The organism is Klebsiella sp. SWET4 (assembly GCF_024296565.1).
Taxonomy (GTDB): domain Bacteria; phylum Pseudomonadota; class Gammaproteobacteria; order Enterobacterales; family Enterobacteriaceae; genus Klebsiella; species Klebsiella variicola.
This window is the reverse complement of sequence record NZ_JANCOB010000002.1, coordinates 180,451-202,858: the sequence shown is the minus strand read 5'-3', so window position 1 is coordinate 202,858 and position 22,408 is coordinate 180,451. Positions and strand designations below refer to the sequence as shown.

Genomic DNA, 22,408 nt, shown 5'->3' with positions numbered 1-22,408 from the left:
CATGTCGACAGCGGAACAACGCCTGCGGCTGATGCAGCTGGCCAGCAGCAACCTGCCGATAGGCGGTTACAGCTGGTCCCAGGGGCTGGAGTGGGCTGTGGAAGCCGGCTGGGTGCCGGACGTCGCGGCCTTCGAGCGCTGGCAGCGACGCCAGATGACGGAAGGCTTTTTTACCGTTGACCTGCCGCTGTTCGCCCGCCTGTACCGCGCCTGCGAACAAGGCGATATCGCTGCGGCCCAGCGCTGGACCGCCTATCTGCTGGCCTGCCGGGAAACTCGTGAACTGCGGGAGGAAGAGCGCAACCGCGGCGCGGCGTTTGCCCGTCTGCTGAGCGACTGGCAGCCGGACTGTCCGCCGGCGTGGCGCACGCTGTGCCAGCAAAGCCAGCTCGCCGGGATGGCCTGGCTCGGCGTGCGCTGGCGCATCGCACTGCCCGAGATGGCCCTCAGCCTGGGCTACAGCTGGATTGAGAGCGCCGTGATGGCCGGCGTCAAGCTGGTGCCCTTCGGTCAGCAGGCCGCCCAGCAGCTGATTTTACGTCTTTGCGACCACTACGCGGCCGAGATGCCCCGCGCGCTGGCCGCGCCGGACGGCGATATCGGATCGGCCACCCCGCTCGCCGCTATCGCCTCGGCCCGGCATGAAACCCAATACTCCCGATTATTCCGTTCCTAGGAGAAGCCATGAACTCTTATAAACACCCGCTGCGCGTCGGCGTCGGCGGCCCGGTCGGCTCCGGTAAAACCGCTCTGCTGGAAGCGCTGTGCAAAGCGATGCGTGATACCTGGCAGCTGGCGGTGGTCACTAACGACATCTATACCAAAGAAGATCAGCGCATCCTCACCGAAGCGGGCGCGCTGGCGCCTGAACGCATCGTCGGTGTGGAAACCGGCGGCTGCCCGCATACGGCGATCCGCGAAGATGCCTCAATGAACCTCGCCGCCGTGGAAGCGCTGAGTGAAAAGTTCGGTAACCTCGACCTTATCTTCGTGGAAAGCGGCGGCGATAACCTGAGCGCCACCTTCAGCCCGGAGCTGGCGGATCTGACCATCTACGTCATCGATGTGGCCGAAGGGGAGAAGATCCCGCGCAAAGGCGGACCGGGGATCACCAAATCCGATTTTCTGGTGATCAATAAAACCGACCTTGCCCCCTATGTGGGCGCGTCGCTGGAGGTGATGGCAAGCGATACCCAGCGTATGCGCGGCGATCGCCCATGGACCTTCACCAACCTGAAGCAGGGCGACGGCCTGAGCACCATTATCGCCTTCCTCGAAGACAAAGGCATGCTCGGCAAATAGGCCTGTTGCACCAGCCGGGCGCAGGCGCGTCCGGATGGTGCAGCCCCTGCTCTCTCTTCTATCACCCTGCACCACCCTCCCCGCCACGCCTGCCCTGCAATATGGCATAAGGTTTGCTAATTCAAGTCATGCCTAACCATTAAGGAATGACTATGTCATCACTGGATCTCAACCCTGAATTACCTGCGACAACGCGGACTTCCGGCTCCCGGGAAACCTTAGAAGATTACACCTTACGTTATGCCCCGCTGAGCTTCCGCCGCTGGGGACCGGGCGTCGTCGCGGTCACGGCGCTGGGCGGCATCGCCTACCTGGCCGACTTTTCCATCGGCGCCAGCATCGGTATGGCCTGGGGCACCAGCAACGCCATCTATTCGATCCTGGTGGCGGCGCTGGTGATCTTCCTCACCGGCATTCCGCTGGCGATCACCGCCGCGCGCTACAACATTGACCTTGACCTGATCACCCGCAGCGCCGGCTTCGGCTATTTCGGCTCGGTGATCACCAGCATTATTTTTGCCGGCTTCACCTTTATCTTCTTCGCCCTCGAAGGCTCGATCATGGCCCAGGGGCTGCTGGTGGGCCTCGGGATCCCGCTGTGGATGGGGTATCTGATCGCCACCCTGATGGTGCTCCCGCTGGTGGTCTATGGCATGAAAGCCCTGACCCGCCTGCAGGTATGGACCACCCCGCTGTGGCTGGTGCTGATGGTGGTGCCGGTGGTGTGGCTGATTGTCAAAGATCCGCAGCTGGTGGACGGCTTCCTGCATTTCGCCGGTAAAAACAGCGCGTCGACGGTGGATATCACCGCCATCATGCTCGGCGCCGGGGTATGCCTGTCGCTGATCATGCAGATTGGCGAGCAAATTGATTACCTGCGCTTTATGCCGCCTAAGACCGCGGAGAACCGTAAAAGCTGGTGGCTGGCGGTCTTTTCCGCCGGCCCGGGCTGGGTGGTGTTAGGCGCGATCAAACAGATCATCGGCGCCTTCCTCGGCTTCTATCTGTTGACCCGTTTCCCGGCGGTGCACAATACCGAACCGGTGCAGCAGTTCGTCAGCGTCTTCGATAACCTGGTGCCCGGCTGGCTGGCCCTGACGCTGGCGGTGGTGCTGGTGGTGATCTCGCAGATCAAAATTAATGTCACCAATGCCTATTCAGGCTCGCTGGCGTGGACCAGCGCCTGGACCCGCACCACCAAACGCTATCCGGGACGGATTATTTTTGTGGTGGTCAACCTGGCGATTGCCCTGGCGCTGATGGAAGGCGATATGTTCAGCGCCTTGTCGTGGATCCTCGGCTTTTACTCCAACTTCGCCATCGCCTGGGTCGTGGTGGTGGCGACCGACATCACCTTTAATAAAGGCTTGCTCAAGCTGGCCCCGGCGCAGCCGGAGTATCGTCGCGGCATGATCTACAACGTTAACCCGGTGGGCGTGGTCTCCTTTGGTCTGGCCGCCGGGCTGTCGATCTGCGCCTTCTTCGGCCTGCTGGGCGCGACGCTGGCGCCGTTCTCGCCGCTGATTGCGCTGGTCGTCGCCTTTGTCATGACCCCGCTGATGGGACTCCTTACCCGCGGGCGCTACTATATTAAGCAGGTGGATGACGGCATCGCCGAGCCGCGCTATGACGCGGCGGGGAACGCCTCCACCACCGTGTATCAATGCGTTAGCTGTGAGGAAGAGTACGAGCGCCCGGATGTGATGCACTCACACAAGCATCAGGGAGCCATCTGCTCGCTGTGTAAAAGTATGGAGTAGTCAGGAAGGCAGGCCGACGTGACGTCGGCCTGTTTCAGGATGCGTTAGGCGGCAGGCAGCTCGGCCAGCGGCCAGCGCGGACGAACCGTCACGCCGAGCTCGGCTTTGGCGCCGGTTTGCAGACGCACCATGCCGGCGTAGGCGATCATCGCGCCGTTGTCAGTACAGAACTCAGGGCGGGCGTAGAACACCTCGCCGCCGCGTTTTTGCATCATCTCCGCCAGCTTCGCCCGCAGGGTACGGTTGGCGCTCACGCCTCCCGCCATCACCAGACGCTTAAAGCCGGTTTGCTCCAGCGCGCGGCGACATTTAATCATCAGCGTATCGACGACCGCATCCTCAAATGCCCGGGCGATGTCGGCGCGGGTTTGCTCATCGTCGCCATTATTACGAATGGTGTTGGCGGCGAAAGTTTTCAGGCCTGAGAAGCTGAAATCGAGCCCCGGGCGGTCGGTCATCGGCCGCGGGAAGACAAAGCGGCCTTCGGTGCCCTGAGCGGCCATTTTCGACAGCATCGGCCCGCCGGGATAATCCAGTCCCAGCAGTTTCGCCGTCTTATCAAAGGCTTCGCCCGCCGCATCGTCAATCGACTCGCCCAGCAGTTCATACTGACCAATACCAGTGACGCTAATCAACTGGGTGTGGCCGCCGGAAACCAGCAGCGCGACGAACGGGAACGCCGGTGGGTTATCTTCCAGCATCGGCGCCAGCAGGTGCCCTTCCATATGGTGTACCGGGATCGCCGGCACGTTCCAGGCGAAGGCCAGCGACCGGCCAACGGTCGCCCCGACCAGCAGCGCGCCGACCAGGCCAGGACCCGCCGTATAGGCGACGGCGTCGATATCTTTCGCCGTCAGACCGGCTTCTTTCAGCGCCGCCTGAATCAGCGGCACCGTTTTGCGCACGTGGTCGCGCGATGCCAGCTCCGGCACCACGCCGCCGTAGTCCGCATGCAGTTTCACCTGACTATACAGTTGGTTGGCTAACAGACCTTGCTGGTCGTCATAAATCGCGATGCCGGTTTCATCGCAGGATGTTTCAATGCCCAGTACACGCATGAGTTGTTTTACCTCGCTTCAATACCGCGCAGTGTAGGTCCAATGACCGGCGATGTAAAACTTTGCTCACCCCTGGTGCTCTCTTCGTGTATACTCCTCACCCTTATAAAAGTCCCTTTCAAAAAAGGCGCCGGTGCTTTACAAAGCAGCAGTAGTTGCAGTAAAATTCCGCACCATTTTGAAATAAGCTGGCATTGCGGCCAGCGGCAAACCGAATTAATCAAAGGTGAGAGGCACATGCCGGTAATTAAAGTACGTGAAAACGAGCCGTTCGACGTAGCTCTGCGTCGCTTCAAGCGTTCCTGCGAAAAAGCAGGTGTTCTGGCGGAAGTTCGTCGTCGTGAGTTCTATGAAAAACCGACTACCGAACGTAAGCGCGCTAAAGCTTCTGCAGTGAAACGTCACGCGAAGAAACTGGCTCGCGAAAACGCACGCCGTACTCGTCTGTACTAATCTGTTGAGAGCGACGCTCTCAATTCAGACCGAGTTGTAGTTGTAAGGCCGTGCTTCCGAAAGGAATGCGCGGCTTATTTTCGTTTATAGTCATCAGAAATAACGGGGCTTATGGCTGGACGAATTCCACGTGTATTTATTAGCGATCTGCTTGCCAGAACCGACATCGTCGATCTGATCGATGCGCGGGTAAAGCTGAAAAAGCAGGGCAAAAATTTTCACGCGTGCTGTCCGTTCCATAACGAAAAAACCCCCTCTTTCACCGTCAACGGTGAAAAACAGTTTTACCACTGCTTCGGCTGCGGGGCGCACGGCAATGCTATCGACTTCCTGATGAACTACGACAAGCTCGAGTTCGTGGAAACGGTCGAAGAGCTGGCCGCCATGCACAACCTTGAAGTGCCTTATGAAGCAGGCAACGGACCCAGCCAGATAGAGCGCCATCAACGGCAGAACCTCTACCAGTTACTGGATGGGCTGAATGCGTTTTACCAACAGTCTCTGATGCAGCCCGCCGCCGACCCTGCGCGCCAGTACCTGGCAAAACGGGGGTTAAGCAGCGAGGTGATTACGCGCTTTGCCATCGGCTATGCTCCCCCGGGTTGGGATAACGTTTTAAAACGTTTTGGCGGCAATCAGGAAAACCGCCAGTCGCTTATTGATGCCGGCATGCTGGTCACCAACGATCAGGGACGCAGTTACGACCGCTTCCGCGAACGGGTGATGTTCCCCATCCGCGATAAGCGAGGCCGGGTAATTGGGTTTGGCGGACGAGTGCTGGGCGATGCCCTGCCGAAGTATCTGAACTCCCCGGAAACCGACATATTCCATAAAGGCCGTCAGCTGTATGGCCTGTATGAAGCGCAGCAGGACAATCCCGAACCACCGCGTTTGCTGGTTGTCGAAGGGTATATGGACGTCGTGGCGCTGGCGCAATACGACATCAACTATGCCGTGGCCTCGCTGGGCACCTCGACCACGGCCGACCATATCCAGCTGCTGTTTCGGGTGACCAATAACGTCATCTGCTGCTACGACGGCGACCGGGCCGGCCGCGATGCCGCCTGGCGCGCGCTGGAGACGGCGCTGCCGTACATGACCGATGGCCGCCAGCTGCGTTTTATGTTTCTGCCTGACGGCGAAGACCCGGATACGCTGGTGCGTAAAGAGGGCAAAGCGGCGTTTGAGGCGCGGATGGTGCAGGCTCAGCCGCTCTCCACGTTCTTGTTTAACAGCCTGCTGCCGCAGGTCGATCTGAGTACCCCGGACGGGCGCGCGCAGCTGAGCACGCTGGCGCTGCCGCTGATAACCCAGGTCCCGGGCGAAACGCTGCGCATCTACTTGCGTCAGGAGCTGGGCAACAAGCTGGGCATTTTAGATGACGCACAGCTTGAACGTTTAATGCCAAAACAGTCTGAAAATGGCGCGCCGCGTCCCGCGCCACAGCTAAAACGCACGACCATGCGTATACTGATAGGACTGCTGGTGCAAAACCCGGATCTGGCGCCGTTAGTCCCGCCGCTGGAGGGACTGGACTCGCGCAAAATGCCAGGCCTTAGCCTGTTCAGCGAGCTGGTGAAAAGCTGTCTGGCGCAACCTGGTCTGACGACCGGGCAACTTTTAGAGCAATATCGCGGCACAAAAGAGGCTGCAACCCTTGAAAAACTGTCGATGTGGGACGATATAGCAGATAAAGATATCGCTGAAAAAACCTTCACCGACTCGCTTAACCATATGTTTGATTCACTGCTGGAACTGCGACAGGAAGAGTTGATAGCTCGCGATCGCACACACGGTTTAAGCAGTGAAGAACGCCGGGAACTCTGGACCATCAGCCAGGAGCTGGCGAAAAAATAAATGACAGACAATATCCTTCACGTTGTATCAAAGCAGTAAGAAAACGCAGAACAACGCGAGGGAAAAGTATTTAACGGCTTAAGTGCCGAGTATCGATCGGGAAGCCCCCGACAGCCGCGCAGAGGCGCAGCGGCAATAATATAAGTACGCCCTCGCTTTAAATGTCGACAGCCCGCCTGCCGACACCAATCAAACGAATTAAGTGTGGATACCGTCTTATGGAGCAAAACCCGCAGTCACAGCTGAAGCTTCTTGTCCAACGTGGTAAGGAGCAAGGCTATCTGACCTATGCCGAGGTCAATGACCATCTGCCGGAAGATATCGTCGATTCCGATCAGATCGAAGACATCATCCAAATGATCAACGACATGGGTATTCAGGTGATGGAAGAAGCACCGGATGCCGATGATCTGATGCTTGCCGAAAACACCGCGGATGAAGATGCTGCCGAAGCTGCCGCGCAGGTGCTCTCCAGCGTGGAATCCGAAATCGGACGCACGACCGACCCGGTGCGCATGTACATGCGTGAAATGGGTACCGTAGAGCTGCTGACCCGTGAAGGCGAAATCGACATCGCCAAACGCATCGAAGATGGGATCAACCAGGTCCAGTGCTCCGTTGCCGAATACCCGGAAGCGATCACCTACCTGCTTGAGCAGTACGACCGCGTCGAAGCGGAAGAAGCCCGTCTGTCCGATCTGATCACCGGTTTCGTCGATCCGAACGCCGAAGAAGACATGGCGCCGACCGCCACGCACGTTGGCTCCGAGCTGTCTCAGGAAGAGATGGATGACGACGAAGACGAAGATGAAGATGACGACGCCGACGACAACAGCGATGACGACAACAGCATCGACCCAGAGCTGGCCCGTGAGAAGTTCGCCGAGCTGCGTACCCAGTACGAGCTGACGCGCGACACCATCAAAGCCAAAGGTCGTAGCCATGCCGCCGCCCAGGAAGAGATCCTGAAGCTGTCTGAAGTCTTCAAGCAGTTCCGCCTGGTGCCGAAGCAGTTCGATTACCTGGTCAACAGCATGCGCAGCATGATGGATCGCGTTCGTACTCAGGAACGTATCATCATGAAGCTGTGCGTTGAGCAGTGCAAAATGCCGAAGAAAAACTTCATCACGCTGTTCACCGGCAACGAAACCAGCGAAACCTGGTTCAACGCTGCGGTAGCAATGAACAAGCCGTGGTCCGAGAAGCTGCTGGAAGTGAAAGAAGACGTCCAGCGCGGCCTGCAGAAGCTGCAGCAGATCGAAGAAGAGACCGGCCTGACCATCGAACAGGTGAAAGACATCAACCGTCGCATGTCCATCGGTGAAGCGAAAGCCCGCCGTGCGAAGAAAGAGATGGTGGAAGCGAACTTGCGTCTGGTTATCTCTATCGCCAAGAAATACACCAACCGTGGTCTGCAGTTCCTCGATCTGATTCAGGAAGGCAACATCGGTCTGATGAAAGCGGTTGATAAGTTCGAATACCGTCGCGGCTACAAGTTCTCGACCTACGCTACCTGGTGGATCCGTCAGGCGATCACCCGCTCCATCGCGGATCAGGCGCGCACCATCCGTATTCCGGTGCATATGATTGAGACCATTAACAAGCTCAACCGTATCTCCCGTCAGATGCTGCAGGAGATGGGCCGTGAACCGACCCCGGAAGAGCTGGCTGAGCGTATGCTGATGCCGGAAGACAAAATCCGTAAGGTGCTGAAGATCGCCAAAGAGCCTATCTCCATGGAAACGCCGATCGGCGACGATGAGGATTCGCATCTGGGGGATTTCATCGAGGATACCACCCTCGAGCTGCCGCTGGATTCCGCGACCACCGAGAGCCTGCGTGCGGCAACGCACGACGTGCTGGCCGGCCTTACCGCTCGTGAAGCGAAAGTCCTGCGTATGCGTTTCGGTATCGACATGAACACCGACCACACGCTGGAAGAAGTGGGTAAACAGTTCGACGTTACCCGCGAACGTATCCGTCAGATCGAAGCGAAGGCGCTGCGTAAACTGCGTCACCCGAGCCGTTCTGAAGTGCTGCGTAGCTTCCTCGACGATTAATCGTCGCGGGGCATCGTCTACAGCCTGTTAAAAAGCTCCCTGCGGGGAGCTTTTTTTATGGCGTTCAGGTGGCCATCCGGGGACAGTCGCCTCTCTCCGCTACTGGCCGCGGGTCGCCAGGGCATCATCCAGTTCACGATAGGCCGCCACCAGCTTATCGAGCGTCGCCCGGTTTAAGCCGCTGGGATTGGGCAGCACCCACACCTGGGTCGTCCCGATGGTCATAGGCTGTTTCCCCCACTTCGCGCCGCGCTGGTTAAAGGCGAGCTCGAAGGCCTGCTTGCCGAGCACCGCCAGCGCCTGCGGCTGATACTCCTCAATCTTCCTCACCAGCTCACGGCCACCGCTGCGCAACTCCTGCAGGGCGACCTCGCTGGCCTGCACCGTCGGTCGCTCTACCAGCATGGTGATGCCGCAGCGCGTATCCAGCAGCTGCAGTTCCTCTTCCGGCCTGAGCTGCCGATCGGTGAACCCGGCCTGATGGATGACCTTCCAGAAGCGATTGCCAGGATGGGCAAAATGAAAGCCGGTATGGGCGGAGGACTTCCCCGGGTTGATACCGCAAAAGACAACGCGCAGGCCCGGCGCAAGGATATCGCTAATCATGTTTTCTCCGGCTGTATGGCTAAAACATGATTATAAAGGATTGAAAATGCATTGTTTATAAAAACAGCAGCTGCGCGCTTTACGCTGGATTGCAACCGTCAGTTACTTTATAATCCCTCGCCACGGCCCCTTAGCTCAGTGGTTAGAGCAGGCGACTCATAATCGCTTGGTCGTTGGTTCAAACCCAACAGGGGCCACCAGATATCAAGGGCTTACGTGCAAACGTAGGCCCTTTTCCTTTTCAGCCTTCCCTGAAGAGAACAGCGCTCGGCAAATCACCGGCTTAACCTGGACCTGCGCTTATGCCGGTAGGCGCCGAAGACGCCCGCCGGGTATACCGCACTGTTTCAGCCCAACGCTCAGGAGGTTGGTAATGCCATCATGTGGTACTTATTGCCATTGAAGTAAAAGAAACCGATGTCTTCGAACTGGTTGCGGGTATGAAACGCATACGAGCGCGGGTTCAGTACATTGACGAAAGTAACGATGACGGGATAACGCGGGGCGAACACCTTGCGCTGATACTCAAGCAGCAACTCGCCCACGCCCCGACCACGATACTCTTCTGCGACGCAGATGGGACCATACTGATATGAGCTAGCCGCATCCAGTTTTTTCCCCTGGTAGCGATATTCGTTGAGAATACTTGCCATATATTTAAACATGGGCCAGGGGCTGAGAAATTCCCACGATCCGCCGAGCAACAGGCCAATAACCTTGTCACATGAACGATCAACAGCGATCACCACACCACTTTCGGCTGAACTCAGTTCGCTTAATTGCTGCTGCGTCATATCGGTGGTGACAAATCCATTCGCCCGCTGCTCGCCTGCAAGATTTTTAGCGTGATAGCGCTCCAGCAGTTGTTTCACCTCAGGGATGTCTACGTCTTGCGCCAGACGAATGACGATATTTTCATTGACCATTGCCATTTCATACTCATGTAAAATATTTTACTGAAAGCGTCACCATCATCGCACCGACGGTGACAAACAGAACTTTGCGAATGATTCCACCATTGGTTTTAATGGCGGGCAGAACCATAAGCGCCATGTACCTCTGCATTTTTTGCTTCAATATAATCAGTACAGGCGGGAATGATGGAGGACTGGGTGATTTGCCGGATATAAAATTGCGGTAGTTTCCATATTACATAACAGTCCTCTTCAAGCCTTTTCCTGAATTCGTCTGTTGGTATGGGAAGCGCGTCTTTGATACGATCGGCGATTGATAGAATAATTCCATTCTTCATAAACATACCCTGTCCTGAAGCTACCAGTATAATAAAATTTGTTTCACTATTTATCTGAATAACGCATTCAGATATTTCCATTTCATTCTAAATAGTGCGGTTGATTTATAACGCAGATTTATTAACCCCTTCAAGATAGCGGATAAAATCCAGACGATCTTTCTACCTTGCGAGCTGATTACAATCCTTTAAATTTTAACTACATAATTTTTACAAAATTCTATCCTGCCGGGACAAAGCTGAATCAGCTCAGCTAAATACTGTCAATGATTCATTAATAACAAATAGAAATAAGATATATCAATATTAGCAATGCTACTGAATACGACGTTTATCAAGTCAGGTCAGCAATGTGGGCGACTGCGCATTCACATCCCTGCAGCCCTCAGGATCGTGGATGTCGAACGGCCCGACCTGACGGTCGCGTTCATTCGGTCTACCACGAGGGCGTGGCGTAATACCGGCATACTCATAGACAGGTTAAGTTGTCAGGAATGAAAGACAGTGATTGCCCTGCCACCGCTGCCATTGACACGATAGTTGCCGCGTCTGCATTAATGGCTAACTCAAGCAAGAAGCGGGCTTTGCGAATTTTTTAGCTGTGCCCATTCTTTTTCCTGCAGGTGGCTAGTCAGCATTAACCTGCAAGCCAAATGTTGGTGAATTGCTTATCCGCAATGAATGTGGCATAACACCGGTCCATAATAGAAAGAGTTTCCTTTTCATATTGTTGGCGCAACATCGAGGATTTGCTGATGCAATTAACGGTTCTGGTTGATAATAATACATTAATTGACAGGTATCTTGTCGGTGAGCCTGGTGTATCCTATCTGATTGAGCATGATGGACAAAAAATCCTTTTCGATACCGGATATTCGGATGTTTTTTTGCAGAATGCGCAAACGTTGCAAATTGATTTAACTACTATCGATAGTATCGTTTTATCGCATGGGCATAACGATCATACCTGGGGCCTCAATCATTTAACCCAACATTATGATCGCCTAAATTTCACGCCTGAGAAAAAGATAAACTTGGTTTGCCATCCAGATGCATTAAACCCAAAGTATTTTGATGCAAAATCTATAGGGATCAACTACAGATTCGATCAAAATGATCTCTTCTTCGACAAAATTTGCAGCAAAAAACCTTATACACTCACTGAAAACATCATCTTCCTTGGTCAAATACCAAGGGACAATAAATTCGAGATGCTGACACCGGTAGGCCAAACGGTGGATGATAACGGCGAAATCACTGATGATTACGTTATGGATGATTCTGCGCTGGCAATAAAGACAGAAGAGGGGCTGGTGGTCGTCACAGGCTGCTCTCACGCGGGAATAGCTAACATTATCGAATATGCCAAACAGGTTACCGGAGAAAATCACATTGTGTCGGTCATTGGCGGATTCCATCTGCAAGATGCCGATGAAGATCGCCTCACACAGACAGGAGATTATCTTAAAGCATTATCCCCAGATTCCCTCTATCCATGCCATTGTACCGATCTTGCGGCTAAGATTAGCCTGGCGCGTTTTATCAAAATCAACGAGGTCGGCGTTGGGCTAAAACTAGATTTTTCTGCCGCCGGGAAATGAATGCAAAAGAAGGCTGCCGGCATGCGGGAGAGCAAACGGCAGCAGCAGCAGCAGCAACCAGGCTCGTTAAAATTCAGGTCAATATCTGAAAAATTATCATAGCCTACGCCAGCTGATCAAAATCAATACTCCCCTCTCGCCCCTCTTATATATAACCCGTTGACTCACAAAAAGGATGAAATGATGAAAATACGGGATATATCAGTCAGTACCTGTCTGGCACTTTTATTAATGGGTTGCGTAGCTAAACCGCCAATGGCGACGGAAAGTGAAATGAAAGAGGCCGCCGCCTTTGCTTTTAATGTCGATGCTTCACAGGTGACAATTTCCGATGCGAAGCAGCAGGATGTGAAAACCAATTTTGTGGCCACCATCGGCAAAACCAGCCATCGATGCTATGTGACAAAAGCCGCCGAGCCGAAACTTTACGGGCTGATCCCACTGGGCGGCGGCAGTACCGTCTCGGATGCCATCTGTGCCGGCAGCAACCCGACGCCAGCGAGCAAAACCTGCGACGCCCTGTCGAAGAAAGCGGGCCGCTGCTGAGCCTTTGCGCAGGAGAAGGCCGCTGACTGCACACTTAGTCACTTTTCCTGCCGCTTTACCGCGGTCGCTTAATTCAGCGACCGCACCTGCTGATAAGAATTGAGCCGTTCACGCAGCGAAGTCAGCCAGGCCTCTGGCTCCTGGCGGCAGATTTCGGTGAGGATCGGCGTCAGCACCAGCTCGGCTTCATGAAAGTCGGTCCACTCCGGCGGCTGCAGAGAAAAAGGATCGTTCATCAACCAGATCACCATCGGCGTCCAGGTGCGCGGGTCCAGTTGCAGATAATCCTGACAGCGCATCATATCGCGAGTCCGTACCTCATCGGGTGCGATATTCTTTCCCGCCGCGGCGCTACTTATTGCCAGAACGATTATTCCTGCCATCAGACGTTTCCAATCCCATTTTCGCCAGAGGGCGCGCTTTTCTTTTGCCATTGTTATTATTTACCTGCCAGCTGTTGCCGGAGGGAATTCCGGGCTACTCACCTTAAAAAGAGCAGATTAATCGTTTGCATTTTTTTTAACAGCAGACAGCGCTGAAGTCAGTGAACGCCTGTTCCTACAGCTGTCATCCAGATATGCAAATATATTCGACAAGCACTCATCCACAATATTTTCCCGGCCGAAAACGATTTGTGTTACAATTGCGCCTTATTCCGGCACCGATAAAAATAACCTCCGCCGCACCTGCACCAGGCATCGCCCTTCTTTTTTCATATCAGGATTTACGCCCCCATGAATGCGATAATCATTGACGATCATCCATTGGCACGTATCGCCATTCGCAACCTTCTCGACACCAACGGCATTACCGTCGCGGCAGAACTCGACAGCGGCGCCCATGCGGTGCAGACCGCAGAAAGCATGCAGCCTGACCTGCTGATTGTCGATGTCGATATTCCGGAGCTCAGCGGCATCGACGTTCTGGAGCAGCTGCGCAAACGCCGCTACCGGGGAAAAATTATCGTCATTTCCGCGAAGAATGAACGGTTCTATGGCAAACGCAGCGCCGACTGCGGGGCCAATGGTTTTGTGAGTAAAAAAGAGGGAATGAATAATATCCTCGCCGCGATCGACGCGGCCAATAATGGCTACAGCTATTTCCCTTTTTCACTGGAGCGCTTCTGCACCCACGGCATCACCGATCAGGACCGGCTGGATACGCTGTCAACGCAGGAGATGAAGGTTTTCCGCTATATCCTCTGTGGCGTCGACTACACCACCATCGGCAGCAAAATGAATATCAGCAATAAAACGGTAAGTACCTATAAGGTCCGTCTGATGGATAAATTAGGCTGCGGCTCCCTGCTTGAGCTTTATGACTTTGCGCAACGCAATAAAATAGGGTGATGGCATGGTGGTTCGTCTTATTTTATCCGTCGTTGTCGGGCTGACGCTGAGCCTCTCCCCCGCGGTGTTTGCCATGAAGCAGCTGGAGTTGAAGAGCCATTCTCATATCGCGGCGATCGATATCCCGCTTAGCGTTAAGGAGAAAGCCTGGCTGGCCGGACAACCGACGTTGACCATCGGCACCTGGCTTCCCGAAATGACACCCATCGTCTATGACGGCGACGAGAAAAGTTATCAGGGCATCAACGCCGACTATCTGGCACTGATGAAGCACAGCCTCGGACTGAAGGTGATTATCCGCCAGTATGACACCGAGCAGCAGGCGCTGGCCGCCCTGGACGACCGGCAGGTCGATACCCTGCTCACTCAGGTAGCTCACCGGGATGCGCTCGCCGCGGGCCTGGTACGAACCGCGCCGCTGATCAAAACCTGGCCGGCGCTGGTGACCTCGCTGAAATCCCCCCTGCCGACGCTGACCACTGACCGCCGCGTTACGCTGGCCTGCACCCGCGAATGCGCCTTTTTCGATATTATTCAGCAGGCGTTTCCCAACGCCAAAATCACCCTTTACGATAGCGATTATCAGGCCCTCGCCTCGGTGGTCAGCGGCGAGAATCAGTACTTTATCGGCAACAACATCACCACTGGCCACTGTATCTCGAAGTATTTCTCGCAATCGCTGGTCATTGCGCACTATTTTCGTCAGCAGGAGCAACACAACCGCTTCGTCACCCGCGACGATCGGCCGGAGTTACACCAGATCCTCGATCGTTTCATTCATGCCATCGACAGCGATACCGCGATGCGGATCATGCAAAACTGGCTCAACCGCGGCGATCTGTCGTTTCTCAATACCCCCCTCCCCTTTAGCGCCGAGGAGCAGCGCTGGCTGCAGAAGCATCGTCGCGTCCGCCTGCTGGTCAACCCCTACTTTCCGCCGTTTACCCTGGTGGATGACGAAGATGAGCTGCGCGGCATCATGGCCGATATGCTGAATATTTTCTCACTGCAGACCGGACTACAGTTTGAACCCATCCTGGTGCGCAATCGCCACGATCTGGCAAAGCGCATGGAAAAAGAGGACTGGGCGATCATGCCCGCCGCCACCCTCAATTCGCAGCCGCAGGCCTACGTCACCCTCAGCGATCCGCTCATTAACGTGGCCTTTGTGCTGGTTGCTCGCGGCAGCGCGCCCGACCCGCATCTGCTGACGCGATCGGCGCGGATCGCCCTGCCGGTGGGGCCGATTGCCGCCCACGACCTGAAAACGCGCTTTCCACAGGTCAACTGGGTGGAGACAGATAACGTTGGTATCGCCATGAAGATGGTGGAAGAAGGCGAAGTGGATGCCGCCGTGGCCTCGGAACTCTCCGCCCGCTATATGATCGATCACTACTATCCGCAGGGCCTGCACTACACCCGCATCGACGGACTCCCGGTCGCCGCCATTCGGCTGGCCATCCCGCGCGATGAACCGGTGCTGGCCGCCATTCTTGGCAAAGCGCTGCAGGCGATTCCGCCGCGGGATATTCTGCAGATGACCGAGAAGTGGTCGAAAATCTCCAGCCAGCAAATAGAGAACTGGAGCCAGTACAGTCGACAGTTTTACCAGCTGATCGCCTTTGCGCTGGTGCTGATCGCCATCAGCCTCGGCTGGGGACTCTCCCTGTGCCGGGAAGTGCGCAAACGCAAAGACTCCCAACAGCGGCTGGAAGACGAGCTGGCGCAGAAGGAGGCGCTCTCCTGTGCGCTGGAGCGCGAAAAAGACAAAGCGATTCAGGCGACAAAAGCCAAGAGTCGCTTTCTGGCCAGCATGAGCCACGAGCTGCGCACGCCGGTGAGCGCCATCGTCGGCTTTCTGGAGCTGCTGGCGAAACCGGAGCTGAACGTCGGCCAGCGTAAAGAGGCGATCGAGCTGGCGGGGTCGACGGCGCAAACCCTGCTGGGACTTATCGGCAATATTCTTGATATCGACAAGATTGAATCGGGAAAATACCAGATTACCCCGCAGTGGAGCGATGTCGCACAGTTAGTGTCGCAGCAATGCCACACCTTCGACGCGCTGGCGCAGCAAAAGGGCATCGTTCTGCACCACCATAACGCGCTGCAGGAAGGGATCATGCTGTGGCTCGACCCGCAGGCGCTACGGCAAATCCTCAATAATCTCATCGGCAATGCGCTGAAGTTTACCGCCGAGGGTGCGATTCAGGTCAGTTGCCGGCTGGTGCAAGCGGATGAGACGCAGGGGGAGCTGACGCTCATCGTCAGCGACAGCGGCTGCGGGATCAGTGAAGCAGAGCAGGCTACTCTCTTCCACCGCTATGCTCAGGCGCGCCAGGGGCGCCAGCAGACCGGCTCCGGACTGGGGCTGGTCATTTGCAAAGAGCTGGTTGCGCTGATGCAGGGTCGACTGGAGATGGTCAGTCACCCGGGGGTGGGGACAACTTTCACCATCACCCTGCCGGTCAAGGCGAGTCACTGCGCGCTTCATGCGCCGCAGGCATTGCCCACCAGGCCGCAGGCCCTGCCCGGGCTGGCGATATTGATAGCGGACGACCACCCCACCAACCGGCTGCTGCTTAAACGCCAGCTCAGCACCATCGGCTATAGCGTCGATGAAGCCTGCGACGGTGAAGAGGCGGAGAATAAGCTCGCCAGCAAGCATTACGATCTGCTGATCACGGACCTCAATATGCCCAGGAAAGATGGTCTGGCGCTGGCGGCCTCGTTACGCCGTCGCTATCCGGGCCTGGTCATTTGGGGCGTGACCGCCAGCGCGCTGCCGCAGTCACGGGAGGCGTGTCTGGCCAGCGGCATGAATATGTGTCTGTTTAAGCCGGTGTCGGTTCAGACGCTGAGCCATGAGCTCAGCCGTTTAGCGGGGGGCCGCGCATCACCTAACGTCACCCGGCACCTGAAGCTCAGCGTGCTGACCGAAAATACGGGGGGAGACCAGGCGCTGATGACTGAAATACTGGAGACGTTCCGCGATGCGTCGGCCACAGATTTGCAGGCCGCCGGACAGGCTATCGCCCGGCATGAACCGCAGACCTTTCTGCGAGCGCTGCACCGTCTGCACGGTTCAGCACAAATTCTGGGGATTACTGCGCTACAACAATTGTGCGCCCCTTTTGAGGCTAAGCGACCTGATTCGCTGACGCCGGCAAGCTGTCTGGAGGTGGTACAGCACATCACCGGCGTCATGCGCGAGATCGACGGCGAAATCAACGCCCTGATCGGCCGCTAGCCGTTCCGCTCGGGCAGTCCGCCTGCCCGAGCGTTAAGGGGACATCCATGTCAGTTTCTTCCTCTGCGCTCTATCAGGGTGGAACGAGGATCAGTTGCCTGCCACCAGCATCTCGCTATCCACCACAATGCCCTCTTCAGCGCCCTTCAGCACCAGATTCGCTTCGTAATACTTCCCGGCTTTCAGCAGTTTTTGCGCCTGCGCCACCGCTTTACGGGTCTGGTTGAGCGGCATCAGATACTGGTTCTCGATCACGCCGATGCCGGCCAGACGCAGGGTATCAATAGCCCCTTTCTGGTCACCTTTCGCCAGCTTTTCGTTGGCAGATTTAATGGCACTCTCTTTTTCCGGTGTGGCCACGTAGTCTTCAGACAGGGCGACGGTCGCGTTGATCACCACATAGCGATCGGCGATCATTTTTGCTGTGGCGTCAGTTTTCACGAACTTCGCCCAGCTGGCGTCATCGGCGGCCAGCAGCGCGGCGGCGTCGTCTGTCAGTTTTTTGGCGCTCTCCGGCTGGCCGTGGAACAGCGCCAGACGGGCGAACTGGACGTCGCGCATCGCGTTCGCGCCCTGCACCGCCACCTGCAGCACATCGGCAGCTTCTTTCTGTACCTGCGCCGTGGCTGCCGCGGTTGGCGCTGCCGTCGCGCTGTCTGCCGCCCACACCGGAGAGGTACCCATCATGGTTGCCAGCAGGCTCGCCAGAATGACTTTTTTCATTGTTAACTCCTGATTAAAATCGGTAAGCATCACCAAACGCAGCCAGCTTAAAAAATATCGTGGTTATTGAGAATCAGAGCCCGGAAGCGATATTGCGGGCCTGGTCTGACAGCTGTCAGACCAGGCGTATAAAGTGACCTCGGCGCTCTTATTTACGCCTGGCGATACCGCGGCCTACTATTTTTCTCAGACATTTTTTTTGGCCCGCGGAATAAACCATACGTTTATTTCAGCACCAGGCCGCCTACCGGGATCTGCGGAGCAATTATGTTTATGTTTAGCCATTACACTTTAAATGCGTTTAGTCCACGCATCTTCTTACGATATAAACGGCATGCCGGCATGATGGCCGCCCTGCTGTTTATCTGCGGGGCCTGTTGCCTGGCCTGGCCGTTGGTCGCCGGTTGGTATCTCGCCGTGGTAACCGGCATGTTGTTGATGATCTGTGGCTTCTATTCACTGTACAGCTTGATTGTCTTCCGCCAGCAGCACTGGAAATCACGCCTGGTGGCGCTGATCTTCGCCATCGCCTGGATCGTGCTCGGCCTGAGCTTTGTCGTCAATCCCCTCAACGGTATGAGCAGTCTGGCCATTTTATTTGGCTTTTTATTTGTTCTCGGCGGTATTTCCCGCATCGTCAGCGGATGTAAAACCCGAAAACAAAGCGGCGCTGGCTGGAATATTTTTATTGGCCTGCTGGATTTACTTATCGCCTGTCTGTGGCTGGCCATGAATCCGCAGCAAAGCTGGTTATTTATCACCGCATTTATCGGCGTTGAAATGATATTTAGCGCCATCGGCTTTCTGGTCCTGCGCAATAAGATGAAGCACGCCCAGGCTTAAGCCATATTTTATCACTGGAGAAGAAAATGAATTTACCTAAAGCACTCGTGTTGACCGCGGCGGCCACCACATTCTGTCTGATGACCAGCCCGGCGTTCGCGGTTCAGGAAACCACACCGCAGAATATGACCTGTCAGGAGTTTATGGATATGAACCCGAAAAGCATGACCCCCGTGGCCTTCTGGGTCGTGAATCGCAACACCGACTTCAGCGGCGGCGACTATGTCGACTGGCATGAAGTCGAGACCGTCTCGGTGCCAAAAATGTTGCAGCAGTGCCACAAGAACCCCGCCGCTAAACTCGGCGATCTCAGCGCGGTCATCAAAAAATAACCCTGCTCCCCGGCGTCCTGCCGGGGAAAGTTAACCTCGTTACCCGCCGGACCCGTCTCACTTATCGATACCGCTACGCTACAGCAATCGCCTGTCGGATGCCCTGTTCTCCATGGCGCGTATCGAGGAGACTAGGCCTGATGCTTGCGCTTGAACTGGCTGGCGTCAATATCGTACTGCTTCATTTTGCGCCACAGGGTAGTGCGGCCGATATTGAGCAGCTGCGACATCTCCTGCACCCGCCCGCTGGTCACTCGGGCGGCGTGAATAATAGCTTCCTTTTCGATGGCGCTAAAGGTCAGGCTGGCCGGCAGCAGCGATGACGCGCTATCCCCGCCCGGCCGCTCGGAAAAGAGATATTCCGGCAGATTACTCAGGCGAATGTGGCCGTTGTCGCTGCTGATGGCGATATTCTCAATGACGCTGTTGAGCTCAAAATCATTCCCCGGCCACGAGTAGGCCACCAGCTGCGCCAGCGCGTCATCGTCCACTTTCAGTCGCGAAGAGAAACGCTTCTCCAGGCTCTTCAACCGGTTATGCACCAGCGACGGAATACTGTTGCGTCGGGCGCGCAGCGGCGGGATGACGATCTCGAACGAGTGCAGCGCATAGTACAGCTGGCGGCTAAAGCGGTTCTGCTCCACCAGGTTGGCCAGATCGACGGTGGTGGTGGCGATCACCTTCACATCCACCGGGATCAGGCGCCGGGCGTCAAGGCGGGTGAGCACTCCCTGCTTAATGACCTGCAGCAGAGCCGACTGCAGCTCCGGCGCCAGATACTCAATCTTTTCCAGAAACAGGGTGCCGCCGTTGGCCAGCTCAAGCCGGCTCAGGCGGCCATTCTCATCATCAGTGGGGGCGCTGCCCATAAAGTCCTGGCCCAGCACGCTGTCGGCATACAGCTGGCAGTTGACGGCGATGTAGGGGCCGCCCGCCCGCTCGCTTTCATTGTGGATGGCCTGGCTCAGCAATTCTTTCCCGACCCCCTCTTCACCGCACAGCAGCACCGGGAAACCGCCGCGCGCCGCCTGGCGGCCAAAGTGGATCAGGCGCCGGGTTTCCGGATCGTCGGCCGACATCTGCTCAAAGGTGTGGCTGACTTTACCGAGCTGGCTGGTCATTAGCTGCCGCATCTGCTCCACCGGGTGCAGGAGCAGGATAAAGCTGTTGCCTTGCGCCTCGACAATCGGTTTTAAGGTGATTACCGCGTCGACAAACTGATGCTGGCTTTCGAAAGTAACTTCGACGTGATTCAGGCCGCGGGCGTGTTTGATGGCGCGGCGCAGCAGCGCCGGGAGGGTCACCAGATCGGCGATATTTTTCCCCTGGCTGGCCTGGGCATCAAGATGCAGCAGTCTCGCCGCCTGAACATTGAGAAACTGTAGTACGCCCTGTTCGTTCCACGCCATCACCCCATCGTCCATGCTCTCCAGCAGGCCGTACATCTGATTGAGGTGGCGGTTGGATTCCGCCAGCAGGCTGTCGGTGAGCAGGGAATTGCCCACCTCGCGGGCGATGGCCAGCGTCAGGGAAAGGTCGGCGCTGGATTGATTCTCCACCAGGCAACCGAGGGAGATGGAGCCGAATAGCCGCCCGTGATTATCAAACACCGGCGTCGAACAAAAGCTCCATGGCTGCAGGGCCTGCTTAAAATGCCGATCGCCGGCGGTGTTGATCGGCTGCCCCTGCATCGCGGCCAGCGACAGCGCGCAGGTGCCGATAATGCTCTCCGCGCAGTAGCTGCCGTCGCGAAATCCCAGGTCAGCCAGCTGGGCCAGCGTTTGCGGTTCGCCGCAGCGGCTCAGGATGCAGGCGGTCTCATCAAGAATAAACAGCGCGCAGGGGCGACCGTCCATAAACTCCCAGGCGTCCTCCAGCGCCGCCTGACCGATGGTCAGCAGCGCGGTTTTACGCCGACAGATGGAGTCGAAGGTCAGGCCCTGGGCCTGGTGCGGCTTTTGCCAGGTTTCACGCTGCATAAACTTGCTGCAGCGATGCCATGACTGGGCGATGACGGCAGAGACCGCCTTCCCGGTATCCTGAGTCTGAACAGTCATACTGTTTTCCGCGTTTTACCATAGAGAACCCCTCCGGCAGCCACTGCCAGAGGGGAGAAAGAAAAACCGCCGACCGGCGCCAGCGGTTTAGCCACCGCGAATTAACGCGCCAGCCACTGCTGGCCTAACAGATCGGCGGTGAGGATAGCGGCGTGCACACTCTCCGGGGTCACCGCGAACGGCATATTGTGGATGGTCTCCCCTTCCGCGCAGGTGGCTTTCGCCACCGCGGCGATTTTCGCGTCGATCCCCTCTTTGACGCCCATCTGCGCGAGGGTCACCGGCAGGCCGACGCGCTGGCAGAAGCCCAGCACCGTTTCAATCTCATCCATCGGGCTGTTCTGCAGCACCAGCTGCGCCAGGGTACCGAAGGCCACTTTCTCACCGTGATACAGATGGTGGCACTCTTCCAGAATGGTGAAGCCGTTGTGGATCGCGTGGGCGGCGGCCAGGCCGCTGCTTTCAAAGCCAATGCCGCTGAGGTAGGTGTTCGCCTCGATGATGCGCTCCAGCGCTTCGGTCACCACCCCGGCCTGTGCCGCCAGACGGGCCTTTTCGCCCTCCGCCAGCAGCGTATCATAGCACAGGCGGGCGAGGCTCAGCGCCGCCTCGGTGGATTGCCCCCCGGCCATGCTGGTGGCGCGCGCATCGTAGCAGGCCTTGGCCTCGAACCAGGTCGAGAGCGCATCGCCCATGCCGGAGACCAGCAGGCGTACCGGCGCTTTGGCGATAATCGCCGTGTCCATCACCACCATATCCGGGTTTTTCGGATAGATCAGATACTCTTCAAACTCGCCCGCTTCGGTGTAGATCACCGACAGCGCGCTGGTCGGCGCATCGGTCGAGGCGATGGTCGGGATCACCACCACCGGCAGCTTCTGGTAGTAACCGATCGCCTTCGCGGTATCGAGGGTTTTACCGCCGCCGATGCCAACCACGCCGCGGCAGCCCTGTTTTTGCAAAATCGCCATCAGACGGTTAATTTCCACATGGCTGCATTCACCGTTAAACCGTTCCGCATGGCAGCGAATATCGTGGCTCTGCAGGCCATTCACCACTTTCTCTCCCGCCAGCTTCATCACGAAATCGTCGGCGATGACGAAGAAGCTCTCCGCCAGGTTTTTGGCGTATTGACCGAACAGGACAGCAGCATCAGGACCCTGAAGATATTTGGCTGGAGATTGAATAACTTTTAGCATTCCTTTCACCCTCAAATAAGTGCGCATGTAGACATGAAGAGCCCTGGCGTTATCCGCGCCGGCCGGAAAACGCGGCCTGAACGGAACGGTACCGGAGCAGTGCGATCACTGTAGGGCCGGCAGGGAACAAAAAAATCTTTCGCCTTTTTGTTCTGATATGAAA

The 22,408-nt window shown here is 56.5% G+C and carries 20 protein-coding genes, 1 tRNA gene and 1 pseudogene; 14 read left to right on the top strand and 8 right to left on the bottom strand.

The window, feature by feature from the left end; all coding sequences use genetic code 11:
* The first annotated feature begins 1 nt into the window (after position 1).
* The 3 genes from NKJ21_RS07775 (at position 2) to NKJ21_RS07765 (ending at position 3,062) form a co-directional block, all read left to right on the top strand.
* Positions 2–676, top strand: a complete 675-nt coding sequence (locus NKJ21_RS07775) for an urease accessory protein UreF (protein WP_008806535.1) — start codon at positions 2–4, stop codon at positions 674–676.
* Between the two features lie 8 nt (positions 677–684).
* A complete protein-coding gene (gene ureG, locus NKJ21_RS07770; protein ID WP_002916877.1) occupies positions 685–1,302 on the top strand; it encodes an urease accessory protein UreG in 618 nt (205 codons plus the stop codon).
* Between the two features lie 152 nt (positions 1,303–1,454).
* Entirely contained in the window at positions 1,455–3,062 is a 1,608-nt protein-coding gene (locus NKJ21_RS07765) for a cytosine permease (protein WP_004181356.1), read from the top strand.
* A 44-nt stretch (positions 3,063–3,106) separates the two neighbouring features.
* On the opposite strand, the gene tsaD is transcribed toward NKJ21_RS07765, so the two are convergent.
* Entirely contained in the window at positions 3,107–4,120 is a 1,014-nt protein-coding gene (tsaD, locus tag NKJ21_RS07760; protein WP_008806537.1) for a tRNA (adenosine(37)-N6)-threonylcarbamoyltransferase complex transferase subunit TsaD, read from the bottom strand.
* A gap of 237 nt (positions 4,121–4,357) precedes the next feature.
* Here tsaD and rpsU point away from each other — a divergent pair, with 237 nt between their 5' ends.
* The 3 genes from rpsU to rpoD all read left to right on the top strand — a co-directional run bounded on the left by rpsU (position 4,358) and on the right by rpoD (position 8,490).
* Positions 4,358–4,573 carry a 30S ribosomal protein S21 gene (gene rpsU, locus NKJ21_RS07755; protein ID WP_001144069.1) on the top strand — a complete coding sequence of 72 codons (216 nt, stop codon included), beginning with the start codon at positions 4,358–4,360 and terminating at the stop codon, positions 4,571–4,573.
* Positions 4,574–4,684: 111 nt separating this feature from the next.
* Positions 4,685–6,430, top strand: a complete 1,746-nt coding sequence (dnaG, locus tag NKJ21_RS07750) for a DNA primase (RefSeq protein ID WP_155010916.1) — start codon at positions 4,685–4,687, stop codon at positions 6,428–6,430.
* A gap of 218 nt (positions 6,431–6,648) precedes the next feature.
* Positions 6,649–8,490: an RNA polymerase sigma factor RpoD gene (rpoD, locus tag NKJ21_RS07745; RefSeq protein WP_008806539.1), complete on the top strand. Its 1,842-nt coding sequence runs from the start codon at positions 6,649–6,651 to the stop codon at positions 8,488–8,490.
* Between the two features lie 99 nt (positions 8,491–8,589).
* On the opposite strand, the gene mug is transcribed toward rpoD, so the two are convergent.
* On the bottom strand, positions 8,590–9,096 hold the full coding sequence (mug, locus tag NKJ21_RS07740; RefSeq protein WP_008806540.1) for a G/U mismatch-specific DNA glycosylase: 507 nt from the start codon (positions 9,094–9,096) through the stop codon (positions 8,590–8,592).
* 124 nt (positions 9,097–9,220) lie between these two features.
* On the opposite strand from mug, the gene NKJ21_RS07735 reads away from it, so the two are divergent.
* Positions 9,221–9,296 (top strand) — tRNA-Ile (locus tag NKJ21_RS07735).
* A 159-nt stretch (positions 9,297–9,455) separates the two neighbouring features.
* On the opposite strand, the gene NKJ21_RS07730 is transcribed toward NKJ21_RS07735, so the two are convergent.
* Together NKJ21_RS07730 and NKJ21_RS07725 are read right to left on the bottom strand one after the other, a co-directional pair.
* A complete protein-coding gene (locus NKJ21_RS07730) occupies positions 9,456–10,028 on the bottom strand; it encodes a GNAT family N-acetyltransferase (RefSeq protein ID WP_080928851.1) in 573 nt (190 codons plus the stop codon).
* Positions 10,029–10,120: 92 nt separating this feature from the next.
* On the bottom strand, positions 10,121–10,354 hold the full coding sequence (locus NKJ21_RS07725) for a hypothetical protein (protein ID WP_008806542.1): 234 nt from the start codon (positions 10,352–10,354) through the stop codon (positions 10,121–10,123).
* Between the two features lie 749 nt (positions 10,355–11,103).
* Here NKJ21_RS07725 and NKJ21_RS07720 point away from each other — a divergent pair.
* Positions 11,104–11,949, top strand: coding sequence for an MBL fold metallo-hydrolase (locus tag NKJ21_RS07720; RefSeq protein ID WP_077269922.1), 846 nt, complete (start codon positions 11,104–11,106; stop codon positions 11,947–11,949).
* Between the two features lie 273 nt (positions 11,950–12,222).
* Positions 12,223–12,495 (top strand): hypothetical protein, encoded by a 273-nt coding sequence (locus NKJ21_RS07715; protein WP_032691249.1) that lies wholly within the window; start codon positions 12,223–12,225, stop codon positions 12,493–12,495.
* A 68-nt stretch (positions 12,496–12,563) separates the two neighbouring features.
* On the opposite strand, the gene NKJ21_RS07710 is transcribed toward NKJ21_RS07715, so the two are convergent.
* A complete protein-coding gene (locus NKJ21_RS07710; RefSeq protein ID WP_170919901.1) occupies positions 12,564–12,929 on the bottom strand; it encodes an HdeA/HdeB family chaperone in 366 nt (121 codons plus the stop codon).
* A 300-nt stretch (positions 12,930–13,229) separates the two neighbouring features.
* Between NKJ21_RS07710 and evgA the strand changes: the two genes are divergently transcribed.
* Together evgA and NKJ21_RS07700 are read left to right on the top strand one after the other, a co-directional pair.
* A complete protein-coding gene (evgA, locus tag NKJ21_RS07705; protein ID WP_040968892.1) occupies positions 13,230–13,844 on the top strand; it encodes an acid-sensing system DNA-binding response regulator EvgA in 615 nt (204 codons plus the stop codon).
* Between the two features lie 4 nt (positions 13,845–13,848).
* Complete coding sequence (locus NKJ21_RS07700; RefSeq protein WP_254732824.1) at positions 13,849–17,091, top strand: ATP-binding protein; 3,243 nt, start codon at positions 13,849–13,851, stop codon at positions 17,089–17,091.
* Between the two features lie 90 nt (positions 17,092–17,181).
* Here NKJ21_RS07700 and NKJ21_RS07695 read toward each other — a convergent pair whose 3' ends face one another.
* Positions 17,182–17,844, bottom strand: a complete 663-nt coding sequence (locus tag NKJ21_RS07695; RefSeq protein ID WP_162493302.1) for a YfdX family protein — start codon at positions 17,842–17,844, stop codon at positions 17,182–17,184.
* Positions 17,845–18,081: 237 nt separating this feature from the next.
* Between NKJ21_RS07695 and NKJ21_RS07690 the strand changes: the two genes are divergently transcribed.
* The 3 genes and pseudogenes from NKJ21_RS07690 to NKJ21_RS07680 all read left to right on the top strand — a co-directional run.
* Positions 18,082–18,657: an HdeD family acid-resistance protein gene (locus NKJ21_RS07690; protein WP_012967205.1), complete on the top strand. Its 576-nt coding sequence runs from the start codon at positions 18,082–18,084 to the stop codon at positions 18,655–18,657.
* Between the two features lie 26 nt (positions 18,658–18,683).
* On the top strand, positions 18,684–18,989 hold the full coding sequence (gene hdeB / locus NKJ21_RS07685) for an acid-activated periplasmic chaperone HdeB (RefSeq protein WP_012540524.1): 306 nt from the start codon (positions 18,684–18,686) through the stop codon (positions 18,987–18,989).
* A gap of 76 nt (positions 18,990–19,065) precedes the next feature.
* Positions 19,066–19,143: pseudogene (locus NKJ21_RS07680) on the top strand (cobalamin adenosyltransferase); the annotation flags it as partial.
* Here the strand turns inward: NKJ21_RS07680 and dhaR are convergent.
* Together dhaR and NKJ21_RS07670 are read right to left on the bottom strand one after the other, a co-directional pair.
* Complete coding sequence (dhaR, locus tag NKJ21_RS07675; protein WP_022065618.1) at positions 19,121–21,046, bottom strand: dihydroxyacetone kinase operon transcriptional regulator DhaR; 1,926 nt, start codon at positions 21,044–21,046, stop codon at positions 19,121–19,123. The pseudogene NKJ21_RS07680 and the gene dhaR sit on opposite strands and share 23 nt — an antisense overlap.
* 101 nt (positions 21,047–21,147) lie before the next feature.
* A complete protein-coding gene (locus NKJ21_RS07670) occupies positions 21,148–22,245 on the bottom strand; it encodes a glycerol dehydrogenase (protein WP_012967203.1) in 1,098 nt (365 codons plus the stop codon).
* Positions 22,246–22,408: the final 163 nt, after the last annotated feature.